Origin of the sequence: Streptomyces sp. NBC_00271, from assembly GCF_036178845.1 — a bacterium.
Lineage (GTDB): Bacteria > Actinomycetota > Actinomycetes > Streptomycetales > Streptomycetaceae > Streptomyces.
The window spans coordinates 1,397,950-1,414,787 of the sequence record NZ_CP108070.1 but is presented as its reverse complement, the minus strand read 5'-3'; the positions used below and the strand labels follow the sequence as shown (position 1 = coordinate 1,414,787).

Annotated in this window: 15 protein-coding genes and 1 pseudogene; 7 read left to right on the top strand and 9 right to left on the bottom strand. The window is 70.5% G+C overall.

Annotation, left to right across the window (positions count from 1 at the left end; all coding sequences use genetic code 11):
- Positions 1-32: 32 nt before the first annotated feature.
- Together OG798_RS06860 and OG798_RS06855 are read right to left on the bottom strand one after the other, a co-directional pair.
- Positions 33-2,576, bottom strand: a complete 2,544-nt coding sequence (locus OG798_RS06860) for a SpoIIE family protein phosphatase (RefSeq protein ID WP_328756613.1) — start codon at positions 2,574-2,576, stop codon at positions 33-35.
- A 256-nt stretch (positions 2,577-2,832) separates the two neighbouring features.
- A complete protein-coding gene (locus tag OG798_RS06855; RefSeq protein WP_328759996.1) occupies positions 2,833-3,738 on the bottom strand; it encodes a LysR family transcriptional regulator ArgP in 906 nt (301 codons plus the stop codon).
- Between the two features lie 69 nt (positions 3,739-3,807).
- On the opposite strand from OG798_RS06855, the gene OG798_RS06850 reads away from it, so the two are divergent.
- Both OG798_RS06850 and OG798_RS06845 read left to right on the top strand, forming a co-directional pair.
- On the top strand, positions 3,808-4,419 hold the full coding sequence (locus tag OG798_RS06850; RefSeq protein ID WP_095856604.1) for a LysE/ArgO family amino acid transporter: 612 nt from the start codon (positions 3,808-3,810) through the stop codon (positions 4,417-4,419).
- Positions 4,420-4,456: 37 nt separating this feature from the next.
- Positions 4,457-5,860, top strand: coding sequence for an MFS transporter (locus tag OG798_RS06845; RefSeq protein ID WP_328756612.1), 1,404 nt, complete (start codon positions 4,457-4,459; stop codon positions 5,858-5,860).
- Between the two features lie 16 nt (positions 5,861-5,876).
- On the opposite strand, the gene OG798_RS06840 is transcribed toward OG798_RS06845, so the two are convergent.
- Complete coding sequence (locus OG798_RS06840) at positions 5,877-6,782, bottom strand: Gfo/Idh/MocA family protein (protein ID WP_382140277.1); 906 nt, start codon at positions 6,780-6,782, stop codon at positions 5,877-5,879.
- A gap of 171 nt (positions 6,783-6,953) precedes the next feature.
- Here OG798_RS06840 and OG798_RS06835 point away from each other — a divergent pair, with 171 nt between their 5' ends.
- The 4 genes and pseudogenes from OG798_RS06835 (at position 6,954) to OG798_RS06820 (ending at position 10,439) form a co-directional block, all read left to right on the top strand.
- A complete protein-coding gene (locus OG798_RS06835) occupies positions 6,954-7,409 on the top strand; it encodes a MarR family winged helix-turn-helix transcriptional regulator (RefSeq protein ID WP_067377257.1) in 456 nt (151 codons plus the stop codon).
- 71 nt (positions 7,410-7,480) lie between these two features.
- The gene (locus OG798_RS06830) at positions 7,481-8,326 is read left to right on the top strand and encodes an ABC transporter ATP-binding protein (RefSeq protein ID WP_095858331.1); all 846 of its coding nucleotides are present in this window, start codon (positions 7,481-7,483) and stop codon (positions 8,324-8,326) included.
- A pseudogene (locus tag OG798_RS06825) lies at positions 8,286-8,927 on the top strand (ABC transporter permease); the annotation flags it as partial. The gene OG798_RS06830 and the pseudogene OG798_RS06825, both read left to right, overlap by 41 nt.
- Before the next feature lie 12 nt (positions 8,928-8,939).
- A complete protein-coding gene (locus tag OG798_RS06820; protein WP_328756611.1) occupies positions 8,940-10,439 on the top strand; it encodes a recombinase family protein in 1,500 nt (499 codons plus the stop codon).
- A 203-nt stretch (positions 10,440-10,642) separates the two neighbouring features.
- Here OG798_RS06820 and OG798_RS06815 read toward each other — a convergent pair whose 3' ends face one another.
- The 4 genes from OG798_RS06815 to OG798_RS06800 all read right to left on the bottom strand — a co-directional run bounded on the left by OG798_RS06815 (position 10,643) and on the right by OG798_RS06800 (position 14,150).
- A complete protein-coding gene (locus OG798_RS06815; RefSeq protein WP_328759995.1) occupies positions 10,643-12,007 on the bottom strand; it encodes a replication initiator in 1,365 nt (454 codons plus the stop codon).
- Positions 12,008-12,307: 300 nt separating this feature from the next.
- Positions 12,308-12,505, bottom strand: coding sequence for a hypothetical protein (locus OG798_RS06810; protein WP_143608071.1), 198 nt, complete (start codon positions 12,503-12,505; stop codon positions 12,308-12,310).
- Positions 12,502-13,803, bottom strand: a complete 1,302-nt coding sequence (locus OG798_RS06805; protein ID WP_328756610.1) for an FtsK/SpoIIIE domain-containing protein — start codon at positions 13,801-13,803, stop codon at positions 12,502-12,504. The genes OG798_RS06810 and OG798_RS06805 overlap by 4 nt, the downstream gene beginning before the upstream one ends.
- Positions 13,803-14,150, bottom strand: a complete 348-nt coding sequence (locus OG798_RS06800) for an SCO3933 family regulatory protein (RefSeq protein ID WP_328756609.1) — start codon at positions 14,148-14,150, stop codon at positions 13,803-13,805. The genes OG798_RS06805 and OG798_RS06800 overlap by 1 nt, the downstream gene beginning before the upstream one ends.
- A 163-nt stretch (positions 14,151-14,313) precedes the next feature.
- Between OG798_RS06800 and OG798_RS06795 the strand changes: the two genes are divergently transcribed.
- A complete protein-coding gene (locus OG798_RS06795; protein WP_328756608.1) occupies positions 14,314-15,090 on the top strand; it encodes a GntR family transcriptional regulator in 777 nt (258 codons plus the stop codon).
- 410 nt (positions 15,091-15,500) lie between these two features.
- Here the strand turns inward: OG798_RS06795 and OG798_RS06790 are convergent, their stop codons facing one another.
- Together OG798_RS06790 and OG798_RS06785 are read right to left on the bottom strand one after the other, a co-directional pair.
- Positions 15,501-15,797, bottom strand: a complete 297-nt coding sequence (locus OG798_RS06790; protein ID WP_328756607.1) for a hypothetical protein — start codon at positions 15,795-15,797, stop codon at positions 15,501-15,503.
- Positions 15,798-16,120: 323 nt separating this feature from the next.
- Complete coding sequence (locus OG798_RS06785) at positions 16,121-16,660, bottom strand: ATP-binding protein (protein WP_443054180.1); 540 nt, start codon at positions 16,658-16,660, stop codon at positions 16,121-16,123.
- Positions 16,661-16,838: the final 178 nt, after the last annotated feature.

The following is a 16,838-nucleotide window of genomic DNA, read 5'->3' as shown; positions in this document are numbered from 1 at the left end:
GCCGGGGGGAGCAGGCTGGTGGGCTCGCCGGGTCAGTGGCGGACCTCGCGTGTGGAGCGGCGGGTGGTGAGCAGGAGTGCGATGTCGTCGGGGCGCTCGGTGGCCCGCCGGGCCTCCTCGGTCAGCAGGTCCGCGGTGCCGGACAGGGAGGAGGCGCCGGGCCGGGCGTGCGGGGTGCCCGCGCGGGCCAGCGCCGCGCGGATCTTCTCGATCCCGTCGTCGATGTCGGCCCCGGGATGCTCTACCAGACCGTCCGTGTAGAGGGCCAGCACGGCGTCGGGTTCCAGCAGCAGGTCCGTCACCGGGTAGCGGGCCCGCGGGGCCACGCCGAGCACCACACCACCGGGCAGGTCGAGGAGCTCGGTGCGGCCGTCGGGATGGCGCAGCAGGGGCTGCGGGTGACCGGCGCGGGCGGCCCGGGCGACTCCGGTCACCGGGTCCAGCCTGACGTAGCAGCAACTGGCGAACTGGCCCGGGTCGAGGTCGATGAGCAGCCGGTTGGTATGGCTCATCACCTCGTCCGGAGGGTGGTCGCTGAGCGCGAACGCCCGTACCGCGCTGCGTAGTTGGCCCATGGTGGCCGCCGCCTGGACGCCATGGCCCTGGACGTCGCCGATGACCAGGGCCAGCGCGTCACCGGCCTCCACGACGTCGTACCAGTCGCCGCCCACGTCCATCCCCTTGGTGCCGGACAGATAGCGCCCGGCCGTCTCCACCTGCGGGTGCGAGGACAGCCGGTGCGGGAGCAACGCCTCCTGGAGGCCACGGGCGAGGGCGGCCTCGGAGTCGTAGCGCCGCGCTCTCTCCAGGGCCTGCGCGATGAGTCCGGTGAGCGCCGTCAGCACGGAACGTTCCTCCGTGCTGAAGCCGCGCGGACGGTCGAAGCCGAGGATGCAGGAACCGACCGGCCGCCCCGAGGCGATCAGCGGCAGGAAGGCCCGGGCACCCTCCGTCGCGTCCAGCGGGATGCCGGGGTAGGCGGCGGCCAGTTGGGGCATCGACTCGAAGAACAGCGGGCGGCCGGTGGTGAGCGTCTCCACCCCGGGCAGCTTGGCGTCCAGTCCCACCCCGTCGAAGGGCGCGAGGAACCCCTGCGGGAAGCCGGTCTCCCAGGCCAGGTACAGGCGCCGGTCCTGCAACAGGTAGATGGCCAGGCGCCGTCCGCCGAACGCGGGCAGCAGCTCCCGCATCACGGTCTCGGACACCTGGCGGGCCGTCACGGCCTCGGTCAGGGCCATGGCCAGGACGACGGGCCGGTACAGCGCCGTCGCGGTGATGCCGGTCGTGGGCTCGGCGATGCCGGACCCGTTCCCCACGGGCCGGCTGTGGAGCGGCGCGGCCTCGGGGGCCTCCGTGGTGTCCACGACCCGCCCCATGGGGATCAGTTTGCAGGTCAGACTGCCGGGGCCGGGATACACGGACAACGTCAGCCAGGTGTCGCCGTCGGCCGCCGTGGGTGTTCGGCGGCTCACGCTCGGGCGGGCGACCTGGAAGTGCACCGGCTCCGGTGACAGCAGCGCGCCGCGCAGATGATCCTCGTAGAACGGCTGGTTCAGCCAGGGCACGGCCTGCCACAGCGGTCGCCCCAGCAGTTCCGGCCGCGGCCGGCCGAGGAGCTCGGCGGCGGCCGGATTGACGTAGGTGATCAGCCCGAGCCGGTCCAGTGCGAACACGCCCTCGGGGAGCAGCTCCGCGGCACCGTCCGCCGCCGAGCCCGGGCCCGGATCGACGACCGCTCCGCCGACCGCGTACGGCGGCACGAGCGCGTTGCCCGAGGTCCACAACTCCAGCAGCCGCAGCCCGCCGTTGACCGTGTGCACGGGCAGCGGGTGGGCCGGGGGCCGCCCCGCCGCGGTCTCGTGCAGCGCGGCCAGCAGCACATGCGGATCGTCTAGGGCCAGCGTGTGGGTGAGTGCCTGCGGCGTCCCGGGAAAGGCATGGGCGCTGGTGCCGAGCAGGGCCCACAGCGCGTCGTCCCCGGTGACCTCACCCGTGACCGGGTCCCAGGTGAACCGCCCGGCATAGCGACGCGGCAGACCCTCGACGGGCGGCCGTACGCACATCGGCTCCCCGTCCCAGACGACGTCGGCACCGTCCTTCTCCAGGACCGACAGAGCCGTCCCCAGGTTCTCCGCCACCGCCGTCATCCGGTCACGGTCGGGCAGTACGTCGTTGGCGTCCGAGGCCGAGGGACGCAGCACCGTCAGGACCCCGAAGGACGAGGAGGCGCCCACGACGGGGACGTACAGCGAACCGAACTGGAACGGCAGCCCCGCCGCGAGCTGCGGATAGCGGCGCATCGTCTCGGTGGCGTCGGTGAGCAGTACCTCCATGCCCAGCCGATGGGAGTCGGCGGCCGGGAACGGCCGGTCCAGGGGCATGCGCCACCAGCCACGGAACAACTGTCCCGGCAACCCGGCCAGCACGGCCAGCCGCAGCAGTTCGGGGGAGCTGGAGCGCAGGTACACACCCCCCGCGAAGCCGCGGGCCGCCCGGATCGCGTCCGCGACGGACCCGCTGAGCAGGGCGGCCAGGCTATTAAGCGCCTGGTCCTCACGCTCGGCGCTCCCAGTCATCGGTCTGCCCTCGTCCGCCCGCCGTCAGGGGGTTTCCACAGCAAGAATGCGCCTCACGGGTACCCACCCGCACCTCGACGCCTCAGCCGTGATGGTCGCTTGGAGTTGCACTCGGCCGCATCCGGCCGTGTGCGGCCGTGCTCAGCTTCGCCCTGCGCGAAGATACCGCGCCCGCGCCCCGTCCAGGAGCCCCGCGTAGATGTTGCTTCAGGTGCCTTCGGGCCGCGGCGTCTGCGCATCCCGGCCATTTCGGTGCTCAGCGTCTCAAGCTCTCCGCGGCGACGGCCGCCACGGCCTCGGCCACCGCCGCGAGGGCAGGGAAGTCGAGTTTCCACTGCTGCCAGAAGAGGGGTACGTCGACGGTCCGGTCCGGCGCCAGGCGGACCAGCCGTCCGGCCCGCAGCAGCGGCTCGGCCTGTACCTCGGGCACCATGCCCCAGCCCAGTCCGGCGACGACGGCGTCCACGAACCCCTCCGAGGTGGGCATGAAGTGCCGCAGCGCGCTCGCTCCGACACCGCCCCCAAGGCCCCGGACGAACTCGTCCTGGAGATCGTCGTTCCGGTCGAAGGCCACCACCGGAGCGTCGGCGATCAGCTCGTCCAGCGCCGCGTCCGTCCCCGCGCCGAGCCACCGCCCGGCGAAGTCCGGCCCGGCCACCGCGAGGTAGCGCATGTGGCCCAGGGCGCGCACGGAACAGCCCGCCACCGGGTCGGGCCACGTGGTCACCGCCGCCATCACCACCCCCTCGCGCAGCAGCGCGGCCGTGTGGTTCTCGTCCTCACGGCGAAGTTCGAGACAGAGCCGCAACTCGCGCGATACGCGGGTGAGGGCGGGCAGGAACCAGGTCGCCAGCGAGTCGGCGTTCACCGCGATCGACAGCCGCGTCGGCTCTCCGGCCTCGCTCATGCCGAGCTCGGTACGGGCGTCGCGCTCAAGCCGGGCCAGTCGGCGCGCGAACCGCACGACGACCTCGCCGGACTCGGTCGGACGCACCGGCTTCGTCCGCATCAGCAGGACCCGGCCGGTGCGCTGTTCGAGTGCCTTGACACGCTGGCTGACCGCCGAGGGCGTCACATGCAGGGCGGCGGCCGCCGCGTCGAAGGTGCCCTCGTCGACCACCGCGAGCAAGGTGCGTACCTGATCGAGCGGGAGATCCGTCATCACAGACGCTAATGATACGTAAGAATCTTTAGCTGTACTCTTGACGGCCGTGTTCCTAGCGTCTCTGGCATGAACAACGCCCTGACCGCCGCGGCCGCCGGGTTCGGCACCGGCCTCACCCTCATCGTCGCCATCGGCGCCCAGAACGCCTTCGTGCTGCGCCAGGGGATCCGCCGCGAAGCGGTCCTGGCGGTGGTGGGCATCTGCGCGGTGTCCGACGCGCTGCTCATCGCGCTGGGCGTCGGCGGGGTCGGCGCGGTGGTCGTGGCCCGGCCCGAGGCGCTCACGGCGGTCGGACTGATCGGCGGCGTATTCCTCCTCTGCTACGGAATCCTGGCCGCGCGGCGGGTGCTGCGGCCCTCGGCGCTGGAGGCTGCGGCCGGTGCGGCGGGCTCCCGGCGGCAGATCGTCCTCGCCTGTCTGGCGATGACCTGGCTCAACCCGCACGTCTATCTCGACACCGTGTTCCTGCTCGGCTCCCTGGCGGCCGACCGCGGCCCGCTGCGCTGGACCTTCGGACTCGGGGCCGCCCTGGCCAGCCTGTGCTGGTTCGCCGCGCTGGGCTTCGGCGCCCGACTGCTCGGCCGCTTCCTCGCCCGGCCGTCGTCGTGGCGGGTCCTGGACGGTGTGGTCGCCGCGACGATGATCACCATGGGCACCCTGCTGATCGCCGATGCCTGAGACGACGTACGCGATAGTGAACCCTGACAACTGAAAGATGTATCGAGCATCCAGGACGGTCGTGGACACGAGCAGGAGCAGTACGGACGGGACGGACGGCGGGACGGACGGCGGGACGGACAGCGGGACCGACGGCGGGACTGACGGCGGGGCCGGGAGCGGTTCGGCGGCCGGATCCGCCGAACACGACGGGACGGCGGGAGCGGACCGCACCGGCTGGCGCCGCTGGGCGATGGACACTCGCCCGCTGCGCCGCCCCGCGTACCGCAGGCTCTGGTCCTCCACCATCGTCACGGCGGTGGGCAGCCAGCTCACCGCCGTCGCCGTGCCCAAGCAGATCTACGACATCACCGGCTCCTCGGCCTGGGTCGGCTACGCGAGCCTGGCCGGACTGGTGCCGCTCGTGGTCTTCGCGCTGTGGGGCGGCGCGGTCGCCGACAGCATGGACCGGCGCAAGCTGCTCCTCATCACCAACACCGGCATAGCCGTCACCTCGGTGCTGTTCTGGATACAGGCCCTCGTCGGACTCGACTCGGTGCTCGTCCTGATGGTGCTGCTCGCTCTCCAGCAGGCCTTCTTCGGACTGAACTCCCCGGCCCGCAACGCCTCCATCGCCCGGCTCGTCCCCGAGGACGAACTGCCCGCGGCGAACGCGCTCGGTTCGACCGTCATGCAGACGGGCCTGGTGGCGGGACCACTGCTCGCGGGTGCCCTGATCCCCGTCATCGGCCTGGGCGAGCTCTATCTGATCGACGCCCTGGCCCTGTGCGTCACCGTGTGGGCCGTGATGCGGCTGCCCGCACTGCCGCCCCTGACGGGCTCCGCGGCCAAACGGGCGGGCTGGCGCGAGGTCGCCGCAGGCTTCCGCTACATCGCGCTGCACAAGGTGCTGCTGCTGTCCTTCCTCGCCGACATCATCGCCATGGTCCTCGGCATGCCCCGGGCCCTGTTCCCGCAGCTGGCCGCCGAAACCTACGCGCCCTACGGGGAAGGCCTCGCGCTCGGCCTGCTGTTCGCGGCGATCCCGATCGGCGCGGTGATCGGCGGACTGATGTCGGGGACGTTCTCCCGAGCCCGTCGGCACGGACTCATGGTGATCGCCGCGGTGATGGCCTGGGGAGCGGCGATCACCGGCTTCGGCCTGAGCACCAGCCTCTGGGTGGCCGTGGCGTTCCTCGCCGCCGCCGGGGTCGCCGACATGGTCTCCATGGTCTTCCGCGGCGCGATCCTGCTGTCGGCCGCCACGGACGAGATGCGCGGCCGGATGCAGGGCGTGTTCACCGTGGTGGTCGCGGGCGGCCCGCGGCTGGCCGACGTCCTGCACGGAACGGCCGGTTCCGTCCTGGGCGCCCGCGCCGCCGTGGCGGGCGGCGGACTGCTGGTGGTCGTCGCCATGGCGATCCTGGCCGTCGCGGCGCCGGCGCTGCGACGGTACTCGTGACCTTCCGTGCCGGGCGTCAGCTCTCCGAGGCCTGCGCCATCAGGGTCTGGAGGTGAAGTCCCCGGTGGACGTCGAGTTCACCGGACACCCCGGTGCGTACGGCCGTGGCGAACTCCCGGCGCAGCACCGGCCAGGTTTCCTCGTGGTCGAGTTCGGTGGCGTCGTAGACCAGCGGGGCCTGCGGACCAAAGAGTTCGATACGCGTGTTGCCCTGCTCGACGTGGACCGATCCGGACAGTGAGGCCTGACTGACGACACCATTGGCGTGCTCGCAGGTCAGCTCGATCCAGCGGCGGGGGTCACCGGTGCCGCGGACCCGGACGATCGGTCCGACGGCGGCGTCCAGGAGATCCAGGAGATGCGGCCCCAGGTCGAGCAGGGCGCCGTGCTCGAGCCGCCAGGTGGTGGCGAACTCGCCGCCCAGGAACGCCCCGTGCAGGAGACACGAACGGGCCCCGGTGATCTCCAGCTCCCGCGCTCTGTTCAGGAACTCCCGGGTGGCCGGGTGGTAGCGGTTGGTCAGGACGAGCTGGGAGACGACCCCGGCCTCGTCGACGGCGTCGGCGAGGCGCCGCGCCGACGCCAGATCCACACCGAGCGGCTTCTCCAGGAGCAGTGCCTTGCCCGCCTTCGCGGCCAGCGGAGCGAGTTCGGCCTGCACCGCGGGCGGAACGGCGAACGCGACCGCCTCGCAGCCGTCGAGCAGCTCCTCGAAACGTGTGACGGCCGCGGCCCCGTGGGGCTCGGCCGTCTCCCGGGCCGCCTCGGCGCGCCGCGCCCACACCGCGGTCAGCCGTGTCTCGGGCCCGGCGGCGAGCACACGCGCGTGCACGGCCCGCGCCCAGGGCCCGGCACCGACCAGCCCGACCTTCACCGGGTGATGGGGCCACGGCAGCGCGGCATCGGTCTCGATCGCGGTCACGGAGGTCTCCTTCTCCTGGCGCCCGGAGTGGGCTGGGGAAACTCCATCACGCGGGCTGGGCTCTCCACCAGGGGGTGCGGTGCGCCGCGGCCCGGCGGGCGGGCCTGCCGGTGAGCGGTTCTTGACCCGCCCTTTTCCTCATTACCTCTGCTACAGAGCTATTCTCGGAACGTGGAGTCCGAGAGCTTTCCCGAGGCACTGGCAGACGCCCTGGCCGGAGTGCAGCGACTGATCCGGCGGCGACTGCGCAGTGGCACGACCGCGCCGCGGCTGCGCGGCGCGGAGGTCGAGCTGCTGCGGCTGGTCGTGGCCCGCCCCGGCATCGGTGTGTCGGAGGCCGCCAAGGAGCTCTACCTGGCGGGCAATTCGGTCTCGACGCTAGTCAACCAACTGGCCCGGGACGGCTATCTGAACCGCGAGACGGACCCGGCCGACCGGCGGGCGGCACGCCTGCTGCCCACACCGGCGGCGGACGCACGACTGCGCGACTGGCGCGAGCGGCGCACGGCTCTCGTACGCCGCCAGGTGGCCCGTCTCGACGAGGCCGAACGCGCGGCTCTGGAGGCGGCCCTTCCTGCCCTCCGCAAGCTGGCGGTGAACCTGCACGAGGAGGCCGAGGAGACATGACGCGGAACTCGACGGGCGGGGGAGACCCCACCGAGGAGACGGATACGGACACGGATACGGAGACCGTGGCGATGGCGGTGGCGGACGCCGGGACGGAGGCCGTCAGCTGCGCCGGGCTCGTCTACGCCTTCGGTGAGACCACCGCGGTCGACGGCCTCGACCTCTCCGTCCACGATGGAGAGGTGTTCGGACTGCTCGGGCCCAACGGCGCGGGCAAGACCACCGCGATCCGCTGCATCACCACACTCCTGCCGGTCCCCACCGGCATGGTCCGCGTCTTCGGGCACGACGCCACCCGCGAACGCATGGCGGTACGCCGCCTGCTGGGCTACGTACCGCAGCAGTTGTCCGCCGACGCGGGGCTCACCGGCCGGGAGAACGTGGTCCTGTTCGCCCGCGTCTTCGACGTCGCCCGCAAGGAGCGCGCGGCGCGCGTCGAGCAGGCGCTCGCGGCGGTCGACCTCACCGACGCGGCCGACCGGCTCGCCAAGACGTACTCCGGCGGCATGGTCCGCCGCCTCGAACTCGCCCAGGCACTGGTGAGCGCACCCCGGCTGCTGATCCTCGACGAACCGACCATCGGTCTCGACCCGATCGCCCGCACGAGCGTGTGGGAACACATCAACGCCGTACGCGCCGCCACCGGAATGACCGTCCTCGTGACGACCCACTACATGGACGAGGCCGACCAGTACTGCGACCGGGTCGCGCTGATGCATCGCGGCCGCGTCCGTGCCCTGGGTACCCCCGACGAGCTGCGCAGGGGCCTCGGCGAGCGGCGCGGCGCCGGGAAGAACGGTGAACTGCCCACGCTGGAGGACGTCTTCCGCGACATCGCCGGCAGCGGCCTCGACGAACAGTCAGGAGACTTCAGCGATGTCCGAAGCACCCGTCGTACAGCGTCCCGTGTCGGCTGAGCGCATCCACCCGGGCGACCTCGACCTGCTCGTCGTCCCGCCACGGGCCCGTACCGGCTGGCGGGTGCTGCCCGCCCGGGTCGGCGCGATGTGTGCGGTCGAACTGCAGAAACTGCGCCACGACCGCACCGAGCTGTACACCAGGGCGGTCCAGCCGGCGCTCTGGCTGCTGATCTTCGGCGAGACCTTCACCCGGATCAGGGCGATACCCACCGGCGGCATCCCCTATCTCGACTACCTTGCGCCCGGCATCATCGCCCAGTCCGCGATGTTCATCGCCATCTTCTACGGCATCATGATCATCTGGGAGCGGGACGCCGGGATCCTCACCAAACTGCTCGTCACCCCGACCCCGCGCTCGGCGCTCGTCACCGGCAAGGCCTTCGCCGCCGGGGTCAAGGCGCTGATCCAGGCGGTGGTGGTCGTCGTCATCGCGGCGCTGCTCGGGGTCGCGATGACCTGGAACCCGCTGCGTCTGCTGGGCGTGGCGGTGGCCGTCGTCCTGGGCTCCGCCTTCTTCTCCTGTCTCTCGATGACCATCGCGGGCATCGTGCTCACCCGGGACCGGCTGATGGGCATCGGCCAGGCGATTGCCTGCCCATAAGCTTTTTCCATGGACGCAGACGAGCAGCAGACAGACCGTCAGGCACTGGCGGACCGCCGCATCTCCCGGTTATCCCTCCCCCGACAGGCCCGCCGCAGCACTGCTGACTGGAGCGGAGAGAAGGCCGCGATCTACTGCCGCATCTCGCATGCGGATGACGACGACCAAACGGGTGTTGACCGTCAGGAACGGATCTGCCGAGACACCGCCGAGCGCCTGAACCTCACTGTGCCGAACCCTCTGGTGTTCGTGGACAACAACCGGTCCGCGTGGAAGCGCAACCGCAAGCGCCCGGGGTGGGACGCGCTGCTCGAAGCCGTCAGCGACGGCCAGGTGCGGCACATCCTTACCTACCACCCGGACCGGCTCATGCGGCAGCCTCACGACCTCGAACAGCTCTTGCACATTGCCGACCAGCACGACATCACGTTGCACGGCCAGGCCAACCGCCGTGATCTCGCCGACCCTGACGACCGATTCTTTCTCCGCATCGAGGTAGCGCACGCTTGCCGCTCCAGTGACGACACATCACGGCGGTTGCGAGACGCCACGGTTGACCGAGCCCGGGATGGCCAGCCGCACGGGGGTAAGCGTCGCTACGGCTACGACAAATCGGGAACGTTGATCATCGCGGCGGAGGCGGCCATCGTCCGAGAAGTCTTCACTCGCTACCTTGAGGGCGAGACCCCGACCGCTCTGGCCCGCGACCTCAACGAACGCAACGAGCGAACGGCCCTCGGACGCGAGTGGAACGCCGATAGCGTCCGAGCGCTTCTCGACAGTCACCATGTCGCAGGCATCCGTGTCTTCCGAGGTGAAGAAGTCGGCCGGGGTCAGTGGCCCGCGATCATCAACGAAGGTCTCTGGCAGGAGGTACGCGACCGGCGGACGTACCGGGCTCCGGCCGTCCCGAGCAGTCAGAAGGGGGACAACCGTTTCTACCTGCTGCGCGGCATCGTGATGTGCAAGCGGTGCGGCGTGCGCATGGCCGGGTCCCTGGGCAAGTACCTGTGCGGGCGTAGTCAGCGGACGGACAGCAAGTTCTGTGGGCGCAGTGTCTCCGCGCCGACGTTGGAGGCGTTCGCGACAGACGCGGCCATCAACCTGTTGGAGCGGCTCGACGTGACCGGCAGCACCGAGCCGCCGAGTCTGACGGCAGTCGATCAGGCAGCCATCAAGGCTGACCAAGAGGAGCTTGCCGAGCTGAAAGACATGTGGGATGCCGGGGAACTGAAGACGCGCGAGTATCGCGCCATGCGCAAGACAGTTGAGGACCGGATCACTCAGATCCACCGCAAACTGGTGGTCCGACCGGCGGTTGAGGTGCTTGAGGGTTTGGTGGGCCCCAACGCGCGGAGCAGCTGGGAGGAACTGGAGGAGGGGAAGCAGTACGAGCGCATGAACGCCGTTCTCCGCTTCCTGTTCGGCGCAGTAATCATCGATGCCTCGTCGACACGGGGCCGCAGCTTCGATTTTGGCCGTGTGGACATCGAGCCGAACGAACTGTAGCGAGTGAAGCGGAGGGGCCCGCAAGGGCTCCCTCCGCAATTCGGCTGGTCACTGACTCTAGGTCCCGCTCCCTGGAACTTCGGACGTGGGTTGCAGAAGCCGGGCGAGCCGCCGCGCCCCCTCAGGGCTGATCTTGGTTGGGAACTTGGCGCACACTCGCTCCAGATGCCGAGCACGATCCGCCTCACGATCACGCCGCACCGTCAGGTGATCACCTTCTCCGGGCCGGAGGAGATCTCTTCTCGGGCGATCTCGCGGTTCGTGGCGATGTCTTCGGCGACGCCAGCGGCCAGCAGGGCAGCCCCGGGGGTGTGGCCAGAACCGGCGTAGCGCCAGTGCCGTTCGGTGATCGCGTCGGGCATGTCGGCATGGCCCATGTGGTGAGCCCGTTCGGCGCGGAGTGCTGCGTACGTCGTCGAGTAGGCACGGGACTTGGTGAGGATGTGGCCGCGGTAGCCGAGCGTGTGAGCCCAGGCCCGGAGGCGGAGGGGCTCGTACTCGGGGATGCCGCCGAGACGCCAACAGGTGCGCATGAGGGTGCTGACGTGTTCGCTCACGGGTGCCGTTTCGACGTCGCCCCGGTTGGTGAGCGGGTGGTCGGTGCCGGCGCCTGTCTCGCTCGCGCCCTTCGTGACGTACTTGGCCACGTACGCGGCGACCGCGTCGTCGTCGGGTCCGTCGGCATTGGTGTGCAGTGGCCGGGTGTCGATCTGGGCACCCCAGCGCAGGGCCAGCTCACCCATAGTCGGGCTGTAGGACGTGCGGACCAGGACGCGCCCGGCGGAGGCGTGGACGGCGTCGATGAGCAGTTCCGCGGTGCCCCAGGACGGGGGTTCGTCGTCGGGTCCGTTCGGGCCGTCGAGGCGGACGACGGCGTGCACGTGGACTGCTGCCCGTTTCTGGTATTCGGCGACGCGGGCGAAGGAGAGCCGGGCGTGCTGGGCGAATCGGGACTGTACGAGGCCGACCGAGGTGGCCAGGCGCCGCCGGACGTCGATGACGAATCGGTCCCAGAGCTTGGACGCGTGTGCGTGCCACAGCACGTGGCCCGTGTAGTCGTAGCAGTCGGCGCACACGGGTTGGCCGACGAGGGGATCGGTCGCGTCGTGGACGGCCCCGCAGCCGAGAGGGCGCCCGTGGTCGCACTCGGCTCGGTCGCGGCGGGGGTGGCAGCGCTCCCCGGCACCGTGCACGGGCCCGAAGGAGGGGGCGGTCAGGGTGACGAAGAGCCGGGGCCGGTTGCGGACGTTGGCGGGGATGTTCTTGCCGCCGAGGAGTCCGGCGCGGACGAGGTGGTAGGTGTCTCCGGCGTGGAGTCGGGAGCAGGGGGCGCAGACGGTTGCGCGTCTGTTGCGGCAGCGGACGAGGAGGCGTTCGCCGGGTTCGGTGCGGGTGTCGTAGTGCTGGATGATCTCGCCGGTTGTGCCGTCCAGGGTGGTGGTGGAGCCGGAGAGGTGGACGGGGTGGGAACAGCCGCCGATTGCGGTGATCTGCTCCAGCCAGCGTGTGAACTGGGGATCTTGGGCGATGCGGATTGCGTCTCGGTCTGTTTCGGGGAGCTGACGCAGGCGCGCCGCGCGGTCGAGGGCGGCGCGCCTGTCAGCCGGGGTGAATCCGGGTGTGATGGTGGTGACCTTCCGGGGTGGGCCGCCGTAGCGGCACGGGTGATGGTGGGTGGCGCGCAGTCGTCCATGGGGATCACTCCCTTGTGTGGTCGGGGGTGCTTGCGAGGTCAGCGGATGGTTCCGGTGCCTCTGCAGACGCGGCAGCGGTGAAGCCGTCCGGTCCAGGTTTTGCGGGCTCCGTCGCCTTTGCAGTGGGGGCACCTCACGCGGGGCATGGGCATGGCGTTGGTCCTTCCTGCCGGTCTAGAAGTGGGAGAAGCCGCTCAGGACCCAGGTCAGAAGGCCGTTGATGGTGAGGCTGACGGGGGTCTGGCCGAGGTACATGCCGAAGAGGGCGATGCAGATCGCTTCCCAGGCGCGGACGTCACGGGAGCGGATGAGGAGGAAGGTGATGATCCCGAAGACCACCACGAGGGACACGGCGGTACCTGTGCTGATCACTTGTCGTCTCCTTCGAGCGCTGCGAGGGCACGGTCTATGGCGGGCAGTGCGGGGGTGAGGGCCGCGTACTTACGGGCCGTTGCCGAGGCCTCTTCGGTCGAGGTGAGGTGGGAGCGGGCGCGGCTCCAGCCGCCCTCGGGCCCGGTGCAGACGGCGACGCCCTTCTCGTCCGGGTTGATCGACTGGGCGACGACGACGGCGTCCTTGTTGAGGTCGCCGAGGGTCATCTCTGCCGTGCCGGGGTCGTTGACCCGGTGGCAGATCCGGCCGCCGAGCTGGGCCCGCAGTGCGGTGACGCCGGGGCCGAGGTCGGAGCCGACGCGTTGGCCGGCGACGACTAGATGCATGCCGAGCGCGGCACCGAGCTGGGCCAGGCGGAGCAGGAGCGTGGAGCACTGTTCGGCTTCTGCCTTGCTTTCGCGTCTGCCGTCGGAGAGGTACAGCTCGGCGATCTCGTCGACGATCACGACGACCGGTATGGGACGCAGCTTCTCCGGGAGCTCCCAGATGGAGCGGACTCCGGCCGTGCGGCAGGCGCGCATGCGGTGCTGCATGTCGTCGACGAGCGCGGCGAGGACTGCGACCGCTTCACGACGGCAGGTGGTCAGTGCGCTGAGTCGGTCGGCGAAGAGGCCGAGTTCCATGCCGCCTTTGCAGTCGATGCCGACCAGGGCAACGGGTTGCGGGGCGAGTTGGGTGATCAGCCGGGCGAGCAGCGTCGACTTGCCCGAGCGGGTGGCGCCGGCGATGAGCCAGTGGGGCATGAGCCGCAGGTCCATGACCCAGGCGCCGCCGTTCTCCAGTACGCCGATGAGTGCGGACAGCAGTGCGGCGGGCGCGGAGGCTAAGCCGGGACTGGCCAGCGGATCACTGGCGGTTGCGGTCAGCAGTACGAGGCCGCGTTCCGGCGAGGTGACTCGTACGGCGTGGACCTTCCACGCGTGCACGAGCGCATCTGCTGCCTTCATGTAGGTCGCGGGGGTCTGGCCCGCGTGCAGGCGCACGGTCGCCGTCAGTCCCATGCGGGTAACCCGCGGGAACGACAGCCGGGGAACAACCGGCCGCAGCGGATCGCCCTTGACGACCAGGTCCCCGAGGAGCCCGCGGGGCGGACGCTGAGAGACAGAGAGGTCGTTGAGCATCGCGACCTTGCGCCAGGTGAACACCACCCGGCAGGCCGTCAGCGGGTATCCGGCGAGGTACCAGTGCCAGGCCGGACGGTGCCGGCGCAGCAGGTCACCGATGACGAGCGCCCACGCGAGCGCGGCGAGCCCGAAGGCGAGTGCGATCGGTCCCATCACGCACCCCCGGTCTTGTTCGGCGCGGGAGCGGCGTGGACGGGGGTGATGGCGTCGGCGCGGAAGCTGATTCCGTGCCGGTCGCCCATGGCCCAAGCGAACGCGGTCAGTCCGGTGACCTTGAGGATCTGTCCTTCCTCGATGCCCTTCGGCTCACCGGCAACGGCGATCTCGATGACGGAGATACGCCGTCCGTCCTGCCGCACCGTGACGGCCACGGAGTAGACCGTGTTGCCGTCCCGGTCCTTCTTCACCTCCTGTGTCTCGAAGTTGCTGATCTTGGCTTCGGGTGTGATGGCGCACCGCAGTACGCCCAGTCGTGCTGTGTCCACGGGAATGGACCGCATTGCGTGGCCTCCTTGGCCAGTCGGGACGCCTGACATATTCAGACGTCACTTGTCCTTACGAGTGATGACTATGCGGCTCTGTACGGCGAGGGGTCAACTACTTATGCTGACGAGTGATGTCGCGCGTGCGACGTGCCTACGACTTCAACCCGAAGGTGCCGAGATGACGGAGATCCAACGCCCCGGAGCGCTGTATCAGCAGGTTGCCGCCGCGATCCGGGAAGCGATCCTGAAGGGCGAGTTCACGCCTGGCGCACCGCTGCCCTCGGAGGCCCAGCTCATCGAGCGCTACAAGGTCTCCCGCCCCACCGTCCGCAACGCCGTCGCAGCCCTGCGCGCGGAGGGCCTGATCGAGGTGCGGCACGGCAAGGGCAGCTTCGTACGCTCCGACGGACAGCCCTCCGTCACCCTCGACCGCCGCGTGATCCGCACGTCGGAGGGGCGTTTCGTGATGCCCAACGGCGCCGTCTGGGACGAGGCCGAAGAGCCCACCCCCTACCGCTCGCACACCACCACGGCCACCGGCCAGCTCCTCGAACTCGGCAAGGAGGAAGCCCTCTTCGGCTGCGACCGGCTGCTCATCGACCCCGCCAGCGGCACCCGGGCGATGCACCGGACGCTGATTCCGTTCGAGGTGGCCGAGGGAACGCCGTTGGTCGAGGCTCCAGACACCCGCCCGGCAGCAGCGTACGAGTTCCTGACGCGCGCCGGACACAAGCTGTGGTGGTCGGAGACGGTCCGCGCCCGCATGCCACTCCCGGACGAGCGCAGCGCTCTCCAGCTCCCGGACGCGACCCCGATCCTGCACCTGGCCCGCGTCACCCACGGCACCGACGACCATCCGCTGATTCTTGAAGAGCTGCGTGTCGGTGCGGACCGTGCCGAACTGGCTTACCGGATCACCGCCGACAAGCAGCCCGGGCCGCGCTCCCGCGGCTGACCCGCAACCGACATCGGTCGAAACAGCCTTCACTTCCTCAAGGGCGCGCCTGCGGCGCGCCGGGCAGCCCGGCCGCCCCGGCCGGGCGTGCGGCGTGACCGCCGGTCCCGTCCGGTCGGCCCACTGCCCACGCCGCAGCATGCCGGAGGACTGACGGCGTCGACGGAACGATGTGGGCCGGGGCCCGCGGGGCTGGGGGTCGACGGCCTCCGAGACTTTAGGCAGCTCCCATGGGGCGAGCCTCGAAGAACAGGGGGCCCATCGGGCACACCAGCGGGCAGGTCCAGTACCTGCCCGATTCGCCGGGCCAGCGTAGGGCCCCCTGTTCACTCGCCCCATGGCAGCTACCGCCCAAAGTCTCTGCGGCCGGCGACGTGCCCACGCGCGCCATTCACCAGCGAACAGGCGCCTCATGCCGCGCCGCCGTCGCTGCCCGCGACCGCCTCCAGGAGCCCGGCGAGCCGCTCCACCGCATCCGGCCAGCCCGCCACCCGCACAACCCCGTGCCCACGCTCGTCCGTCGACGCGACCGCCCGCACCTGCGACAGCTCGAACCCAGCACCGAGGAACGCCCGGTTCAGCCGGTCCGCCGCCTCCCGCGCACCGCGCCAGCCCGCCATGTAGTCGACACCAGCCACCCACAGACCACAGTCCGCGCCCCCGACATCGAGACCGTCGCCCACCGAGTCCTCACTCGCGCCAGCCATCCTGCCCACCTCTGCCCTGATCTTGTAATGGATCGTCAACTCTCTTTGGCCAAGGGCAGATGCGCAGCGCAGCGGCCCCGGTACCATCAGGCACCGGGGACCGCTGTCCCCTCCCGGACCACCCCAGTTGCTGCCAGGCGCGGGGGTGGTCCGGTCTCGGTATGAGGTTGTGCAGCGCGGCCCCCCGCTCGGGAGGGGAGCCCCCGGGATGGTCCGAGGAGCCGCGCCCCTTGTAGCCGGAGTGGTCAGACTCCGGCCAGGGTCCGGGCCGCCTTCCACTCCCGATCGCGTGGGAGTGCACGGGGGAGACGGCCCGGAGATCTCTACGTCGTGCCGTCGAGGTCGAAGCGGCACCACACGGTCTTGCCGCCCGGTCCCTTCGGCGACCACCACACCGCGTCCGCCAGCCGCTGAACGATCAGCAGCCCGCGCCCTCGGTCCGGCAACAGCGCCTCGGCGAAGTCGACCGCCAGTTCCGGCGAAACGAACTCACCCACCGGCAGGTCAGGCGGAGTCGAGTCCTCATCGGCGACACCGATGAACAGCCATCCGGGCCACGCCTTCACCAGCACATCGATCCGCCGCGCGGCACCAGGCCGCGACAGGCAGTCATCCGGTACCGCGTGGTGGACGACGTTGCCGACCAGCTCTGAGACGACGAGCCGAGCATCCTCGACCATGTGGCCAAGTTCCCAGTCCTGGAGGCAGCCCCCGACCATGTTGCGCGCGGCGTACACGGTGCTTGAGGACTCGTCGAAGAGCGTCATCGCCCGGAAGTGACCCGACGAGGGATCTTGCGCCGCTTCACGCTGCGAGACCGCCCGAGGGGTGTCCGCTCTGCGTGTGCTCTGCCGAGCATCCATTGCGTCCCCTGCCGACATTCGACGGACCCTGTAGCCCGTCGCTCCGTGCCGAACAGTGAACGGCGCGAGCCGCGCCACCGGGAGTGTTCACTAGGGGGTTCACATGAACACCGGCAAAGACAAAGGGGGTTCGTAAGTGAACCCCCCTGGGTTCACGAGCTGTGACACGATGGACGCT